The sequence below is a fragment of the Nonomuraea aurantiaca genome (assembly GCF_020215705.1).
Taxonomy (GTDB): domain Bacteria; phylum Actinomycetota; class Actinomycetes; order Streptosporangiales; family Streptosporangiaceae; genus Nonomuraea; species Nonomuraea aurantiaca.
Genome location: NZ_JAIWNB010000009.1, coordinates 56,250 through 71,910 on the forward strand (window position 1 = coordinate 56,250; position 15,661 = coordinate 71,910).

General features: G+C 70.5%; 12 protein-coding genes. 6 read left to right on the forward strand and 6 right to left on the reverse strand.

Features of this window, described 5'->3' with window-relative positions:
- Positions 1–40 precede the first annotated feature (40 nt).
- Positions 41–1,252, reverse strand: a complete 1,212-nt coding sequence (locus tag LDL49_RS22210) for a sensor histidine kinase (RefSeq protein ID WP_225293048.1) — start codon at positions 1,250–1,252, stop codon at positions 41–43.
- A 227-nt stretch (positions 1,253–1,479) separates the two neighbouring features.
- On the opposite strand from LDL49_RS22210, the gene LDL49_RS22215 reads away from it, so the two are divergent.
- Together LDL49_RS22215 and LDL49_RS22220 are read left to right on the forward strand one after the other, a co-directional pair.
- Complete coding sequence (locus tag LDL49_RS22215) at positions 1,480–1,830, forward strand: MFS transporter (RefSeq protein WP_225293049.1); 351 nt, start codon at positions 1,480–1,482, stop codon at positions 1,828–1,830.
- Positions 1,827–2,024 (forward strand): hypothetical protein, encoded by a 198-nt coding sequence (locus tag LDL49_RS22220; protein ID WP_225293050.1) that lies wholly within the window; start codon positions 1,827–1,829, stop codon positions 2,022–2,024. Before LDL49_RS22215 ends, LDL49_RS22220 begins: the two co-directional genes overlap by 4 nt.
- Here the strand turns inward: LDL49_RS22220 and LDL49_RS22225 are convergent.
- A complete protein-coding gene (locus tag LDL49_RS22225; RefSeq protein WP_225293051.1) occupies positions 2,005–3,732 on the reverse strand; it encodes a serine/threonine-protein kinase in 1,728 nt (575 codons plus the stop codon). The genes LDL49_RS22220 and LDL49_RS22225 overlap by 20 nt on opposite strands.
- 86 nt (positions 3,733–3,818) lie before the next feature.
- On the reverse strand, positions 3,819–4,643 hold the full coding sequence (locus LDL49_RS22230; RefSeq protein ID WP_225293052.1) for an SDR family NAD(P)-dependent oxidoreductase: 825 nt from the start codon (positions 4,641–4,643) through the stop codon (positions 3,819–3,821).
- Positions 4,644–4,763: 120 nt separating this feature from the next.
- Between LDL49_RS22230 and LDL49_RS22235 the strand changes: the two genes are divergently transcribed.
- Complete coding sequence (locus LDL49_RS22235; RefSeq protein ID WP_225293053.1) at positions 4,764–5,357, forward strand: TetR/AcrR family transcriptional regulator; 594 nt, start codon at positions 4,764–4,766, stop codon at positions 5,355–5,357.
- 25 nt (positions 5,358–5,382) lie between these two features.
- On the opposite strand, the gene LDL49_RS22240 is transcribed toward LDL49_RS22235, so the two are convergent.
- On the reverse strand, positions 5,383–7,293 hold the full coding sequence (locus tag LDL49_RS22240) for an APC family permease (protein WP_225293054.1): 1,911 nt from the start codon (positions 7,291–7,293) through the stop codon (positions 5,383–5,385).
- Positions 7,294–7,599: 306 nt separating this feature from the next.
- Here LDL49_RS22240 and LDL49_RS22245 point away from each other — a divergent pair, with 306 nt between their 5' ends.
- Positions 7,600–11,196: a glycosylhydrolase-like jelly roll fold domain-containing protein gene (locus LDL49_RS22245; protein ID WP_225293055.1), complete on the forward strand. Its 3,597-nt coding sequence runs from the start codon at positions 7,600–7,602 to the stop codon at positions 11,194–11,196.
- Positions 11,197–11,351: 155 nt separating this feature from the next.
- On the opposite strand, the gene LDL49_RS22250 is transcribed toward LDL49_RS22245, so the two are convergent.
- On the reverse strand, positions 11,352–12,233 hold the full coding sequence (locus tag LDL49_RS22250; RefSeq protein ID WP_225293056.1) for an AraC family transcriptional regulator: 882 nt from the start codon (positions 12,231–12,233) through the stop codon (positions 11,352–11,354).
- Positions 12,234–12,382: 149 nt separating this feature from the next.
- Here LDL49_RS22250 and LDL49_RS22255 point away from each other — a divergent pair, with 149 nt between their 5' ends.
- A complete protein-coding gene (locus LDL49_RS22255; protein WP_225293057.1) occupies positions 12,383–13,702 on the forward strand; it encodes a hypothetical protein in 1,320 nt (439 codons plus the stop codon).
- Here the strand turns inward: LDL49_RS22255 and LDL49_RS22260 are convergent, their stop codons facing one another.
- On the reverse strand, positions 13,703–14,485 hold the full coding sequence (locus LDL49_RS22260) for a DeoR/GlpR family DNA-binding transcription regulator (RefSeq protein ID WP_225293058.1): 783 nt from the start codon (positions 14,483–14,485) through the stop codon (positions 13,703–13,705).
- 149 nt (positions 14,486–14,634) lie between these two features.
- Here LDL49_RS22260 and LDL49_RS22265 point away from each other — a divergent pair, with 149 nt between their 5' ends.
- Complete coding sequence (locus tag LDL49_RS22265; RefSeq protein ID WP_225293059.1) at positions 14,635–15,597, forward strand: patatin-like phospholipase family protein; 963 nt, start codon at positions 14,635–14,637, stop codon at positions 15,595–15,597.
- Positions 15,598–15,661: the final 64 nt, after the last annotated feature.

Consider the following 15,661-nt stretch of genomic DNA (forward strand, 5'->3'; position numbering starts at 1 on the left):
ATCGGAAAATGTACGTACGCGCACTGTCCGCTAACTAGGCTCAGGCTCGCACGGCCGCTCGGCGTTCCAGCCGGGGCAGCCGCATGGTGACGGTGAGACCGCCCGCCGGCCGCGCCTCGGCGGTGACCGTGCCGCCGTGCGCGTCGACGATGGCCCGGACGATCGACAGTCCCAGCCCCGCCCCGCGCGCCGACCGCACCCGGTCGCCCTGCAGCCGGCGAAACGGCTCGAACAGGTCGTCCACCTCGTACGGTGACACCTGCGGGCCGGTGTTCTCCACTACGACGACCGCCTCGTCACCCTCCTGCCGCAGACGCAGCCACACGTCGCCCCCGCGGACGTTGTACTTGATCGCGTTCTCCAGCAGGTTGAACACGCAGCGCTCCAGGAACAGCGGGTCGCCCATCGCGAGGGCGGCGCTCAGGTCCTGGTGGAGGGTGACCGGCCGCTTGCGGGGTTGCAGGTCGAGCTGCTCCTCCACGGCCCGAATCACCTGGCGTACGTCGACGCTCTTGCGGATGGCGAGCTCCTGCTCTGATTGGGCCAGCAGCAGCAACCCCTCGATCAACCGCTCATAACGGGCGTTGGTCCCCAAAAGCGCACGAGCCAGCGCCTTCAAATCCGGCGACGCCGCCGGCTCCTCCAACGACACCTCCAAAATCGTCCGGTTGATCGCCAACGGCGTCCGCAACTCATGCGACGCATTACCGATGAACCGCCGCTGCGCCTCGAACACCCGATGCAACCGATCCAGCATCGCGTCGAACGTGTCGGCCAACCGCTTGACCTCATCCTGCGGACCCCGCAACCCGATCCGCTCATGCAACGTACTCTCCGACAACCGCCGCGCCGTCTCCGTCACCCGATCCAACGGCCGCAACGCCCGATCCGCCACCAGATAGCCGAGCACGAACGCGATGACCCCGATCACGATCATGATCACGACCGAGGACCGGAGCATCTCGTCGAGCACGCCGTCCGCCCGCTGCTGGACGTTCACCTTCTCAAGGACCATGTCGCTCTTGAGGGTGTCGCCCTCCTGCACGGATGCCGCCTTCTCGCCGACGATCCTCATGGCCTTCGCGGGGAACTGCTGGTCCAGGGCCTGTCCCGTGATCAGGTACGTCGACCAGAGCAGCAGCGATCCGGCCACGAAGAACGAGCCGCCGTACAGGAGCGCGAGCCGCATCCGGAGCCCCAGCCGGTTCCATGGGCGCACGCGACCCGCGGCAGGGCCGTCAGGATCGGTCACGACCAGCACCCCTTCCGTTCCGCCTAGAGGATGACGGACCACGTGTCAGCCCGGAGTAAGCCGGTTCCGCGTTCTCCGCGCCGACCGTCCCGGTTTCCGTACGGTCGATGACGTGACCATCAACCGGCAGGCATCCGAGCAGGACGGCACACTCCTCAGGAATCGCGACTTCATGCTCTTCTGGACCGGGCAGAGCGTCAGCGACCTGGGCGCTGCGGTGACGACGCTTGCGGTTTCCCCTCGTGGCCGTCACCATGCTCCGCGCCACCACCTTCCAGGTGGGGGTGCTGACCGCCTGCGCCACGGCCGCCTGGCTGGTCATGACGCTGCCCGCCGGGACGGTCGTCGACCGCGTCGCCAAGCGCCCGCTGATGATCGGCTGCGGCGTGGCGCGGGGCGTGGTGGTGGCCTCGATCCCCGTCGGGGCGGCGCTGGGCCACCTGACGATCGTCCACCTGTACGCGATGGCCTTCCTCGTGGGCTCGATCAACGTCGTCTTCGAGATCGCCTGCCAGAGCTACCTGCCGGTCCTGCTGTCGCGGCGGCGGCTCATCGAGGGCAACTGCTCGGCCGGATGAACGCGAGCATCCGGTGGCTGATCCGCGGCGCCATGCCGTTCGGCGGCCTGCTGGCGGGGGCCCTCGGCGCGTGGCTCGGCGCCCGCACGACCCTGGCGGTCGCGGTGACCTGCTCGTGGCTCGCGGTGCTCTGGCTGGTGTTCTCACCGCTGCGACGGCAGCGGGACATCGCGCTCACGCCGGATTGGTCTTGATCACCTTGCCGCGGGTGTCGGCCACCAGATAGGCCGACCGGTTGTACTTGTCGCCCACATAGACCAGCAGCGACTCGCGGGCACCCACGAACGCGAAGGCGGGGTCAACGACGATGTAGTGGGTGGTGGGCTTGCGGATGCCCAGAGATTGGTCCGCCTTGCGGAGCAGGGCGGGCAGGGCGTCCCAGTTGAACTTGCTCAGGTCCACCGGATCCTCGTCCGTGGTGCTGCCCCCGATCTGGGGAGCGGCTTGGCCGTCGCGGTACATGAAGTTCTCGTAGACGCCCTTCTCGCCCTTGACCGGCGCCTGGACGCTCGCGTACTCGGGGTAGATCACCATTCTGATGACCTTGGTGCCGCCTATCACCGGCTTCAGCTTAGCGATCGCGGTCCGGATCCCGGCCGGGGTCAGCAGGTTGCCCGGGTCGGCGGCGGCCGTCTCGGTGTCCTCGGGGGTGGCCTTGGGCGTGGTCTTGGGCTTCCGCCCGGATTTGGTGGCGGTGCTGGTCGGCTGCCCGGACTCGGTGGACCGCGGGTCGCCGGCGGCGTCGCCGTTCAGTATCGGGGGCAGGAACGTCCACACCAGCACGCCGACCACCACGACCACGGAGGCGGACACCGCGACCATGGCCGGGTGCGCGCCGCGCTTCGATCGGCGGGTGGCGCCGGTGACCGAGCGCGGGAGCGGCGGGCTGGTGTTCATCTGGGCGTACTGCGGGCCGGTCGGCCGCGAGCCCATGGGCGAGTGCGGGCCCATAGGCGAGTGCGGGCCTAAAGGCGAATGCGGGTACGGCGTGCCGCCGGTCGGCTGCGGGCCCATGGGCGGCTGCGGGAGCGGTGGGCCCGGGGCCCAGGCCGGCGGCGCGGGCGGCATCGACGCGGGGGCGTCGGTCACCGAGGCGAGCATGCGGTCCAGCGTCTCGGCGTCGGGCCGGGCGGCCAGGTCGCGCGTGAGCACGTAGCCGAGCACGGGACCGAGCGGTCCGGCCCGCTGCGGCGGCGGCACGTCCTGGTTGAGCACCGCGGCCAGCGTCGCCAGCGTGGTGGCCCGGCGCAGCGGATGGCGGCCCTCGACGGCGACGTACAGCAGCATCCCCAGCGACCAAAGGTCCGAGGACGGGTCGCCCTCGTAGCCGTTGATGCGTTCCGGCGCGATGTACTCGGGCGAGCCGATGAACGAGCCGGTCGCGGTCAGGCTGGTGGACTCGCGTACCGCGGCGATGCCGAAGTCGGTCAGCACCGACCGGCCGTCCGGCCGCAGCAGGACGTTGGCGGGCTTGACGTCGCGGTGCTGGATGCCGACGGCGTGCGCGGCCCGCAGCGCGGAGAGGATCTCGCGGCCGAGGCGGGCGGTCTCGTGCGGCGTCATCGGGCCGCGTTCGAGGCGTTCCTGGAGCGATCCACCGGAGACCAGCTCCATGACGAGCCACGGATAGCCACTGTCGCCGTGGTCCACGATGTGGTGGATGGTCACGACGTGCGGGTGGTTGAGCCGGGCCAGGGCGCGGGCCTCGCGGAGCACCCTGGCCCGCAGCTCGCGGGCGCCCTCGGGATCGCGCTCGTCCATGTCCGGGTCGGGCGGGCGTACCTCCTTGAGGGCGACCTCCCGGTGCAGGGCCACGTCCCAGGCCCGCCACACCAGGCCCATGCCGCCGCCGCCGAGCCGTTCCACCAGCTCGAACCGGTCGTCGATCACCCGTCTGCGCATGCAGAGCAGCGTACGCTGTCGGCCTGGCCCAGGATGGGCCGTCTCATATACGGATTTTCCGATATTTAGCGGTGTTCACCGGCCGCTCAACCTGGTGCTTTTCGGCTGAGGTGCTCCCAGGCGCGGTACTCCTCGGTGCGAGCCTGGTCCATCTGCTGGACGAGGTCATAGGAGTGGCCGCCGACGATCAGCCGCAGCGGCGGCTCAGGAAGATCGACCAGCTCCATGATGACGGGCGCGGCCGTGCTCGGAGCGGGTCCGGCGTCGTCGCCCCACATCTCGGCCAGCTTCGTCCGCAGGGGCTCGTACTCGGGAAGGTGCTCGGTCACCGTGGTGCCGACCGTGAACAGTCCGGTGTCGTACCCGCCCGGCTGAACGATCGTGACCTTGATCCCGAACGGCTCGACCTCCATCGCCAGCGCCTGGCTGACGGAGTCGAGGGCCGACTTGCCCGCCGCGTACAGGCCGACCGAGGCGAATCCCCCACCGGAGCCCATCGAGGTGACCTGAAGGATGTGGCCGGAGCCCTGCTTGCGCAGGTGGGGGACGACGGCCTGGGCCACCCAGATGGCGCCGAAGAAGTTGACGTCGAAGTGGGCCCTGATCTGCTCCTCGGTGGCCTCCTCCAGCATGCCGAACAGGAACCCGCCGGCGTTGTTGACCACGACGTCCAGTCTGCCGAAGGCGGCCGCCGCCCGGTCCACGCCGTCCTTCACCGCCGCGCGGTCGGAGACGTCCATCGCCAGGCTTACGAGGCGGCCCGGATGCTCCTCGGCCAGCTCCGCGAGCGGATCGACGTTGCGCGCCGCCGCCACGACCCGGTCTCCGGCGGCCAGCGCCGCCTCCGCGAACGCCCGGCCCAGACCACGGGACGCGCCGGTGATGAACCACACTCGGGTGCTCGTCGTCACAGGCCCCACCTCCTCACCTTCAAGACGAGACGGTTCGTCTCGCAAGTGGCAGTCTGCACCAGCCTCCGCGACTCGTCAAGACGGTACGTCTCGTCTCGATAGGCTGCTATCCTCACCGGCATGTCCAACGCGAAGCGGCCGGACCCCGGCCGCCGCAACGAGCGATCGCGCCAGGCGATCCTCGACGCGGCGCGCGAGCTCGTCACCGAGGTGGGATACGCGAAGGTCACGATCGAGGCCATCGCCGCGCGGGCGGGGGTGGGCAAGCAGACGATCTACCGGTGGTGGCCGGGCAAGGGCGCGGTGATCTTCGACTCCTTCCTGACGCTCAGCGAGGGAGCCGAGGGCTTGGCGCTGCCCGACACGGGCGACATCGAGGCCGACCTCAAGGTGGTCATGCGGGCGACCGTCGCCGAGTTCGCCGATCCGGCCTTCGAGGCGCCGATCAGGGCGCTCAACACGGAGATCATCCACGATCCGAAGCTCGCCGCCCAATACCGCGAGAAGCTGGCCGGCCCCGTCGACGAGGTCAAGAAGGAGCGGTTGCGCAGTGCGCAACGGGCGGGCCAGTTCGCCGTGGACGCCGACCTCGACCTGGCGCTCGAACTGCTCTACGCCCCGCTCTACCAGCGCTGGCTGCACCGTTCCGGGCCGCTCACGCCCGAGTACGCCGACGCCCTGGTGGAGCTGACCCTCAAGGCGTTCCACCCCTGACCGCCCGGGCCTCCCGTAGGGCGGTTCAGCCCACGTGGACGCGCGGTCTGCGTACCGGGTCGGGCTCCGCCTTGCGGAGGACCTCGCGGGTGAGGGGCGGCACGTCGCCGCCGCCGAAGACCAGGTAACGCAGCATCGCCACGACGGGGTTGCCCTCGGTCCAGTGGAAGTAGATGTGCGGTATGCCGCCGGTCCGGTCACGCAGGTAGAGCAGGAGCGCGGCCAGCGCGTTGGGCACCGCCGAGCTCTCGATCTTCAGGATCTTGTGGCCGTACCGCTCCTCGCCCTGGACGTGCAGCTCGGTCTCGAACTCCGATGCGTCCGGCACCGTCACCTCGACGAACAGGACCGGCTCGTTGCTGCGCAGCCGGTGGGTGATCCACGTCTCGCGCAGCTTGTCGTTGTACTCGGCCTGGTCGCGCCGGTGCGGCTCGTTCGCGATCACATGGATGTCGCCGCACGCCTCGTTGACGAACTCCTCGGCCAGCGGGTCCAGGTGCACCTCGGTGACACGCAGCTCCGTGGAGCGCGTCGCCCGCGAGATCACCGACAGGCTGACGATCGCGGCGATGAAGAACGAGGCGATCTTCACGCCGTCCGGCCGCTCGAAGACGTTGTCGATCAGCGTGTACGCCAGCACCGCCGAGATCACGCCGAACCCGGCCGTCGCCGCGTGCTGCCTTTTGGTCCGCGCCGACAGTGTCACCGCGACCGCCGCCGACAGCATGAGCACCAGCACACCGGTGGCGTACGCGCCGCCCTGGGCGTCGACGTCGGCGTCGAAGATGATCGTGATGGCGAACGCGATGACCGAGAAGACCAGCACGAGCGGCCGCACGGCCCCGGTCCACTCCGGCGCCATGCCGTACCGGGGCAGGTATCGCGGCACCAGGTTGATCAGGCCCGCCATCGCCGAGGCGCCGGCGAACCAGAGGATCGCGATCGTGCTGATGTCATAAACGGTGCCGAACCAGTTGCCCAGATAGCCGTGGGCCAGGTAAGCCAGCGCGCGCCCGTTGGCCTTGCCGCCCTCGGCGAACTCCTGGTGCGGAATGAGCACGGTGGTCACGAAGCTGGAGAAGATCAGGAACACGCTCATGATCAATGCCGCCGTGGTGAGCATCCGCCTGGCGCCGACGATCCGCTCCCCGATGCCGCCCTTGATCACCGGCATCACCGCCACGCCGGTCTCGAACCCGGACATGCCCAGCGCGAGCTTGGGCATCACCAGCAGCGACAGCCCGATCATCGCCAGCGGGCTGCTGTAGCTCACGCTCAGCGCGCTCTCCCAGTCCCACACCAGCCGCGGTGCCTGGAGTACGTGCACGATCCCGGTCCCCACCACCACCGCGTTCAGTCCCAGATAGACGAAGACGAGCGGGACGGCGATGGCGATCGCCTCGGTGAACCCCATCAGGAACACCCCGCCGAGCGCCGCCAGCAGCACCAGCGTGACGATCACCCGCTGCCCGGCCAGGAAGTCGGGCATGAACGGGTTCTCCAGCAGGTGCGCGGTGGCGTCGGCCGCCGACAGCGTCATCGTGATCACGAAGTCGGTGGCCGCGAACCCGAGCAGGGCCAGCACGAAGAACTTGCCCCACCACTGCGGGGCGAGCTTCTCCAGCATCGCGATCGAGCCCTGCCCGTACGGGCTCTCGGCGGCCACCCGCCGATAGACCGGCAACGCGCCCAGCAACGTCAGCGCCACCAGGAACAGCGTGGCCAGCGGCGACAGCAGCCCCGCCGCCAGCACGGCGATGCCCGGCTGGTAGCCGAGTGTGGAGAAGTAGTCGACACCGGTCAGGCACATCACCCGCCACCACGAGTGCTTCACGTGCGGGCCGTGCTCGATCTGCTTGCGGTCGGTCTGCAGCCCTTCGAGCAGCCACGACCGCAGTGTTCCCTCAGTAGCGACCGGCCGTTTCGCCAGCACCATCCCGGTCACCCTCCATCAACATCGCGCACTACGCACACTAGTGACGGCAGATGGGTGTTTCGCCTGGTGAGGGCGTCAAGAAAACGTATATATCGCGCCGGACCGGCCACCAGGCCGGATGTGAAAACCACCGCCCACGTAACACAGCCGCCGCCGAGCCGCTTATGGCCCGTTTGAGCTGGGCAGCACTGGTCGAAGAAGCCGGACCGGAGGTTACCCGGAAGGCCCCTTTGTAACGCTGGACAATGTGAGAATCACATGCCAATGTTAGGCCGCTTCCGCAGCCGCGTACCCTTTGGAGCTGCCATGACCCTGCCCGCCGCGCTCGCCGACATCCTGCGTGACCCGCCCCGGGCGTACTCGCCCGCGGCCATCTGGTGGTGGAGCGGCGAGCGGTTGAGACGCGACCGGCTGCGCTGGCAGTTGGAGCGGTTCGCCGAGGGCGGCGTGTGGAACCTCGTGATACTCAACCTGGCGCCGTCGGGACCGATGTTCGGCTCCGACGCCGACGACCCGCCGTTCTTCTCCGAGGAGTGGTGGGCGCTGCTGGAGCAGGTGTGCGCCGACGCCGAGGAGCTGGGGATCTCCCTGTGGTTCTACGACCAGCTCGGCTTCTCGGGCGCCGACCTCCAGGCCCGGCTGGTCGACGAGGAGCCCCGCTTCGCCGGCCGCTGGCTGGCCGCCGACGGCTCGGTGACCACGCGCGGCTTCGACTACCTGTCCGCGGACGCGTGCGCGGCACTGATCGACCGGGTGCACGGCGAGTTCGAGCGCCGGCTGGGGCACCGGCTGGGCGGGGTCATCGCCGGTTCCTTCCAGGACGAGTTGCCCGCGCTCCCGACCTGGTCCGACGCCTTCACCGAGGAGTTCGCCAAGCGCCGGGGCTATGACCTCACCCCGCACCTGCCGCTGCTGTGGTCGGACGGCGCGGGGGCGGGCGAGATCCGCCGCGACTACCAGCGCACCCGCGCCGAGCTGGCGGAGGAGGCGTTCTTCCGGCCGCTCGCCGAGTGGCACGCCCGCCACGGCCTGCTGAGCGGCTGCGACCAGCAGGATCCGGCCCGTGCCGGTCATCCGGTGGAGGGCGTGCAGCTGTACGCCGACTACGCGCGCACGCACCGCTGGTTCAGCGCGCCGGGCTCCGACCACCACGGTGACGCGCGGGTGCACTCCTCGCTGGCCCACCTGTACGACCGGCCGCGCACCTGGATCGAGGCGTTCCACTCCAGCGGATGGGGCGGCACGCTGGAGGAGACCTTCGACTGGCTGCTGCCCTGGCTGCGGGCCGGAGCCACCCTGTACAACCCGCACGCCGTCTACTACACGACCAAGGCGGGGTGGTGGGAGTGGGCACCGCCGGCCACGGACTGGCGCCAGCCGTACTGGCGGCACCACCGTGTCTTCGCCGACGCCGTCACCCGGCTGTGCGCGGCGCTGTCGCTGGGCCGGCACGCCTGTGACCTGGCGGTCCTCATGCCCACCGCGACGGCCCAGGCGGACACGCGGCTCGACGGGGTGGGGGCGGAGGCCGCGCGGGCACAGGAGGTCTACCGCGAGATCGTGGGCGACATGGCCTGGTTCCGGATGGTTCCCGGCGTCCTGGACCGGCTCGGCCTGGACGCCGACGTGATCGACGACGACTCGCTCCAGCGGGCCACCATCGGACCCGGCCGGTCCGACGGCGCGCGGCTGGAGGTCGCGGACGAGTCCTACGCCGCGATCGTGCTGCCCGCGTGCACGACGCTCGACCCGGCCACCGAGGAGGCGCTCCTGGCGTTCGCCGATCGGGGCGGGCTGGTCGTCGCCGTCGGCGCGCGCCCGGAGGGGCCGCTGCGCTCGCGCGTCCGCTTCGCCGCGACGACGGCCGACCTCGGTCCGCTGCTGTCGCCGCTGCGCCGGGTCGAGGCGCCGGTCCCCCCGCTGGTACGGGAGGTCGACGGCGCCACCATCGTCTACCTCCAGGCCACCTTCCCGATGGCCAGCCACGTGTCGGTCGAACGGCCGGGTGAGCGCGGCATCGACCAGGGCTGGGACTCGGCCACCATCGACTTCGACCCCGCCCGGTACGCCGCCGAGATGCCGGTGAGAGTGCGCGGCGTCTCGGGGACCCCGCTGCTGGTGGACCCGTTCGGCGGCGGTGTGCGCGCGCTGCCGTACACCGTGGCGGGCGAGCACACCGAGGTCGTCGTGCCGTTCGACGCCGGCCCCGCCGCACTGCTCGTCTTCACGGGCGAGCAAGTAGTGGATCCCGAACCGGCCGCGTCCCCCACGGGGGAGCTCGATCTCGGCACCGGCTGGGAGATGGAGCTCGTACCCACCCTGGACGACACCTGGGGCGACCTCGGCCACTCCGGTCCGGTCCTGCACCGCTGGGAGGTCGAGCACCGCGTCGACGGCCTGGAGTGGCGGCCCGCGTACGCGACGTTCGGCTCGCACGGCAGCCTGCGGATCGACGGCGCGGAGTGGCGGCCCGCGGTGTACTCGACCTCGCGCGGCATCAGGAAGGACCCCATCCACCGCCCCGACCTCGGGCCCAAGGGGCACGTACCGGAGGAGTTCCTGGACTTCGGCCAGGTGGCCATGGGGCGGAGCGCCTGGTTCAGGGCCGAGCTGACCGTGCCGGAGCACGGGTTCCTCGCCGTCGGCGCCGCGGCCGCCAAGGCGGTGCGGATCGACGGCCATGACGTCGACCTGGACGACCGGGGCTACCTGGCGTTGGCCCGCCTGCCCCTCTCACCCGGCAGCCACCTGCTGGAGGTCCGGCTGGTGCCCGAGGACGACGGGTGGCTGCGCGCGCACGTCGCCGTCGTGACCGACCCCGAACCCTACCTACGCCCGGAATGGATCATCGGTCCGGCGGGCCCGGCCGAGCTGACCGCCGCGTTCACGCCGAAGGGGACGGTGCTCCAGGTGGCCTCGATGGCGGCCTGCCAGGTGCTGGTCAACGGGGTGGAGGTGGGCCGGCAGGGCGGCTTCGACCCGTACGCCGACCACCGCAAGGCCCGCGTCCGCCGCTACGACCTGGCCGGGGTGCTGCGACCCGGCGCGAACGAGGTGACCGTCCGGGTCGGCGACGGCGCCGAGCCGGTCCTGGTCGACGGCTGCGTCACCTCCGGGCCCGGCTGGTGGGCGGTGCACGACGGCGAGCGCGTCGCGGCCGAGATCCACCGGACGCAGTACCGCGACCCCGCCGCCCTGCACCTGCCGCGCCGCCCGCACCCCCTCCCCGGCACCTCCTGGCTGTCAGGAGACCAGATGGGTGTGTCCTCGGTCGTGCTGCCGGCCGTGCTGGCCGAGCCGGACACGGCGGGGCGGGTCGAATGGCTGCGCTTCCAGGTCCCGCCGGGCGCCACCGCCCTCCGGGTGCCGTTGCGCGGCGCGGCCGAGCTGCTGATCGACGGCCGGCCGGCGGCGGACGGCACCGGCCGCCTGGAGGTCTCCCTCGACGGCCGGGCCGGGCCGCGCGAGGCCCTGCTCCGCGTCGTGACCGAGGCCGGGCACACCGGCGGCGCTATTCTCACCGGGCCCATCGAGATCGAGACCGGGCCCGGCCCGATCGAGCTGGGCGACTGGGAGCGTTCGGGCCTGCCGGAGTACAGCGGCGGCGTCCGCTACCGCCGCACCGTCCGTCTCGACGAGCGCCCGGACACCGCTCTCCTGGACCTCGGCCGGGTGCGCGGCACCGCGGAGGTGCGGGTCAACGGCCGGTCGTGCGGGGTCAGGGTGTGCTCGCCGTACCGGTTCGACGTCGGCGCGGCGCTGCGGGACGGTGAGAACACCATCGAGGTCGAGGTGTACGGCACGCTCGCGCCGCACCTCGACGCGGTCAGCCCCACGCATTTCGTCTTCCCCGGACAGCGGGTGAGCGGCCTGCACGGCCCGGCGCGCCTGCTGCTCGGCTAGCGCTCCGGTCGCTGCGGATTAAGAGGCCGAGCGTTTCACCTCTTGTGTGGAAGGTCGTTCCCGCTACCGGAACGGTCGACCTTGCTGCCTGTGTCCGTTGGCACCCACAACGACCGGCCCCAGCAGAATCAGGGGGCCGGGGGTACCCGACCGAACTAGGTGCGGAACCGGTTGCGGTAGGTGGTCGCGCTGAGTCCGAAGTACGCCTTGAAGCGGCGCGCGAAGTGGCTCTGGTCCGGCCAGCCCACCGCCCGGGCGATCGACGTCACCGGCTCCTCCGTACGCAGCAGCATGTCGGCCGCGGTCTCTACCCGCAGCCGGCCCAGATAGGCCATCGGCGGCAGCCCGGTGGCCGACTTGAACAGCCGCACCAGGTAGGCGGGGCTGAGCGCGACGGCCCCGGCCAGCTCGTTCAGCGTCCAGTCGTGGGCCAGGTCCTTTTCCACCATGCCCACCACGCGCATGACCGTCGGATGCGTCGCCGCGCCGTCGGCCGCCGCCTCGTCCTGGCCGGTGTCGACGGTGCGCGACAGGTGCCCGAGGAACAGCGAGAGCCAGCCGATGACGTCGGCCCGGTGCCGCTGGACGCGGCGGTCGCGCAGCTCGTCGAGCGCCTCCAGGTAGCCGAGGCACGTACGCAGATCAGGGTCCGCCAAATGAGTGGTCAGCAGGCCGCGGCGCTGTAACGAGTGCGGCCCGGTCCAGAGCAGGTAGCCCAGCAGGGGGTCCTCGCGCGTCCACGACAGCTCGTTGCGGAGCAGGTCGGTGCCGACGCAGCAGTTGTACAGGACGAGCCGCGCGCAGTCCTCGTAACCGTGCCAGACACCTGGACGCAGCAGGACGACGTCCCCGGCCCGCAGCTCCTGCCGTCCCGAGGAGGAGAGGTGTACGGCCGTGCCGGCGACCACGACGGCGATCTCCACGAAGCTGTGCGCGTGCACGGGCTCCTCGCCCTGGTGCGTGTAGCGCCGCGCGTAGGCGGGAGAGCCGTCGGCGATGAAGAGCAGACCTCGGGACAACTTCAACGGGGTGGCCATCACAGCCGCCACCCTAGTCATCCGGATGACAGCAATTTCGTCCGATTCAGACGTGTTTAGTGCTATCTGCGGGCCTGCTCCGGATTTCATGATTTCTGCTGTCCCCCCTCGACAGGTGGGGACATGCGCCGGTTAGAGAGGACACCCTCTTGTCCAGACTCGTGGCCATCCTTCTGTTACTCACCCTCCCCCTCGCCGTCGCCACCCCGGCGCACGCCGACCCCGTCGACGACTCCGCCTACGGAACACCGCTCGTCGCCGTCTCCGGAGCCGGTGTCATCTGGCACCCGACGACCGGCCTGAGCACGCTCAAGGCGCAGCCGGGCCTCACCCAGGCCGACTTCGCCGAGGTCATGACCAGCGCCAACCATCCCATGCGTACCTGCGACAGCACCGAGGCCGCGGGACTGCCGATCAAGCCGGCCGCCACGGTCAGCTGGTGCTGGGACAGCGGTGACGCGAGCACCGAGACGTGGATCCCGCAGAGCCTCACCACCTCCGGCGACGCCGACGACGACGGCACCTGGGGCTCGTACAAGGCCCTCCTCAGCGGCTGGAACCACTGCAACTCCACCGAATGCGGGGCGAGCGCCCGCAACAACGACGCCAGGGTCGCCTTCATCGACTACACCAACCCGTCGGCGCCGGAGTACCGCTGGGTCTACCTGGTCGCGCCGACGGACGGCACCGCCAACCCGAACGTCACCAGTTACGCCAACAACACCTTCGGCCCCGCCAAGGCGCACATGGGCGGCATGGTCTGGTACGGCGACAAGCTGTACGTCAGCGCGACGGGCGCCAACTCCACCGGCATCAGGGTGTTCAGCATGTCGGAGATCCTGCGGGTGAACGACGCGAGCTCGGCGATCGGCAAGACGAGCAGCGGGTACGCCGCGTACGGCTACCAGTACGTCATGCCGGAGGTCGGCTTCTACAGCTACGCCAGCGGCACGTGCACCATGAGCAGCGACACCGGCGTGCCGTGCCTGGCCTCCATCTCCCTGGACCGCAGCACCACCCCCGACTCCCTGACCGCCGTGGAGTACTTCAACGACGCCGCCCTGCACGGCAGGGTCTACCGCTACAACCTCGGCGGCGCGAACTTCCTGCTCAGCGCCAACGCCAGCGGCTACACCCCGGCGGCCCAGGCGTACCGCACCCGGGTCGGCAACATGCAGGGGGTGCTGTCCTGGAACGGCACCTGGTACGTCGCGCACAGCTGGCAGGACGAGGCGGGCGAGCTATGGGCCCTGAACACCTCCACCGGCAGATCCCACACCTGCGCCAACCCCTACAGCTCGGCTTACGAGTGCTGGGGGATGCATCCCGAGTCCCTCACCTACGACTACGCCACCGGCCTGGTCTGGTCGCTGACCGAATGGACGAAGAACCAGTGCGCCACGGAGACGGCCACGCCGCTGAGCTGCGGCCGAGCCATCTTCGCCGTCCCCCGAACCGCGCTTCCCTAGTTACTCGACCTCAGCGACGTCAACCCGGTGGTGGCGGTCGCGGAGCCGTTGCACGGCCTCGGGCGGCGCGTGCGAATCGACCACGATGACGTCGAAGGCGTCAAGAGGAGCGACCCGGTGCAAGGCCACGCGGTCGAGCTTCGTGTGGTCGACCGCCAGGACGCACCGCGTGCCCGCGGCCAGCATCGCCCGCTTCACCAGGACGATCTCCTGCTCCTGGTGGAAGGCGTGCCGGTCGGAGATGGCCGAGGTGGAGACGACCACCGTGTCGGTGTTCATCGCCTCGACCGCGTCGACGCAGGCCACGCCGAGGAAGGAGTCGTGCGTCGGGTAGTACTCGCCGCCGAGCGCCATGAGCCGGATGCCCGGCATGGGGGCGAGCAGCCTGATCGCCTCCAGGAAATTGGTCACCACGGTCAGGGGAGCCACCTCGTCGAGATGGCGCGCGACGGCCAGCGCGGTCGTGGAGTCGTCGATGATGACCGAGCTCCCCGGCTCGATCAGCCCCACCACATGCCGGGCGATCGCCTCCTTCTCGGCCGTCTGGGCGGTCTTGCGGTAGGCGATGTTGCTCTCGAAGATGCTGGAGGCCTGGGCGCTCGCGCCACCGCGGTACTTGCGCACCATGCCCTGGCTCTCCAGCTGGTCCAGGTCACGGTGGACGGTCATCACGCTCACGCCGAACGTCTCGGCGAGCTCCGTCATCGAGGCCGAGCCATGCCGCAGGACATGCTCGGCCATGGCCTGGCGCCTGGTGGCCCCACCGGCCGCGCGTGACTTCACCTACAGCACTCCCCATGCATCGGTGAGACCTTCACGAATCCTTCTAATCTCTCACACCACCGGCACCGCGAGGAGCGACCAGCCGACTTGACTTCAACCTTGGTTGAGGTCCGAGACTAGTCCCGCACCGATCCAAAGGGGAGGAAGTCATGAGCAGAACTTCGCGGGCACTGGTCCTCGGACCCGGAGGCGTCCCCGGCACGGCCTGGATGGCCGGCCTGGCCGCCGGGCTGCGGCACCGCGGAGTGGATCTCGCGGACGCCGACCTGATCGTCGGCACCTCGGCCGGGGCGATCGTCGGCGCCATGCTGGCGACCGGTCAAGACCTCGACCGGCTCGCCACCCGTACAGGTCCCGCCCCCCACCTCGACCCCGACCCCGACCCCGACCCCGACCTCGCCCTCGACCTCGACCTCCGACAGGAGCGGGACGGGCGCTCGACCGCCTCGCAGCCAGGCCCGCAGACGGACGCGCGAACGGACCCGGCGCGGATGGCCGAGGTCTTCACCGTGCTCGGCGACCCCACTCTGGAACCGCAGGAGGCCCTGCGCCGGGTCGGCCGCATCGCCATCGAAGCGCCCACCATGCTTGAGGCGGAACGCATCGCCCTGATGGAGTCCCTGATCACCGCGCGCCGCTGGCCCGACCGGCGGCTGCTCATCACCGCCGTCAACGCCGAGACCGGCGAGCCGGAGGTCTGGGACCGAGACAGCGGCGCCCCGCTGGTAGCCGCGGTGGCGGCCAGCTCCGCCATGCCGGGCGCCTACCCGCCCATCACGATCAACGGCCACCGGTACATCGACGGCGCCCTGGCCGGCGGCACGAACGCCGCCCTGGCCACCGGCGCCCGCGTGGTGCTGCTCGTCGAGCCGCTGGCACACCTGTTCCCCCGCGAGCCGCTCGACGGGCTCGGCGCGGACACGACTGTGGCGGTCAGCCCCGATGCCCCCTCTCTGAAGGCGTTCGGCTCCGACATGTCAAACATGGCGTCCTGGCAACCGGCCTTCCACGCCGGCGTCGCGCAGGCCGAACAGGAGGCCGAACGGCTGCGCGTCGCCTGGCCCGCCACCGCACTGCCTGCGGAAACGGCGCGGAAACAGCTGCCGGCCTAGAAAGTCCTCAAACGTCCGCGCGGGGTGGTGGCGCCTACATCCTTCGGTGAGCGGCGAAGCGTTC

What these genes read in the sequence shown, in the direction of transcription:
- LDL49_RS22240 (WP_225293054.1), bottom strand. Translation starts at nt 7,293, where the DNA reads ATGGTGCTGGCGAAACGGCCGGTCGCTACTGAGGGAACACTGCGGTCG.
- LDL49_RS22220 (WP_225293050.1), top strand. Translation starts at nt 1,827, where the DNA reads ATGAACGCGAGCATCCGGTGGCTGATCCGCGGCGCCATGCCGTTCGGC.
- LDL49_RS22265 (WP_225293059.1), top strand. Translation starts at nt 14,635, where the DNA reads ATGAGCAGAACTTCGCGGGCACTGGTCCTCGGACCCGGAGGCGTCCCC.
- LDL49_RS22225 (WP_225293051.1), bottom strand. Translation starts at nt 3,732, where the DNA reads ATGCGCAGACGGGTGATCGACGACCGGTTCGAGCTGGTGGAACGGCTC.
- LDL49_RS22245 (WP_225293055.1), top strand. Translation starts at nt 7,600, where the DNA reads ATGACCCTGCCCGCCGCGCTCGCCGACATCCTGCGTGACCCGCCCCGG.
- LDL49_RS22250 (WP_225293056.1), bottom strand. Translation starts at nt 12,233, where the DNA reads ATGGCCACCCCGTTGAAGTTGTCCCGAGGTCTGCTCTTCATCGCCGAC.
- LDL49_RS22235 (WP_225293053.1), top strand. Translation starts at nt 4,764, where the DNA reads ATGTCCAACGCGAAGCGGCCGGACCCCGGCCGCCGCAACGAGCGATCG.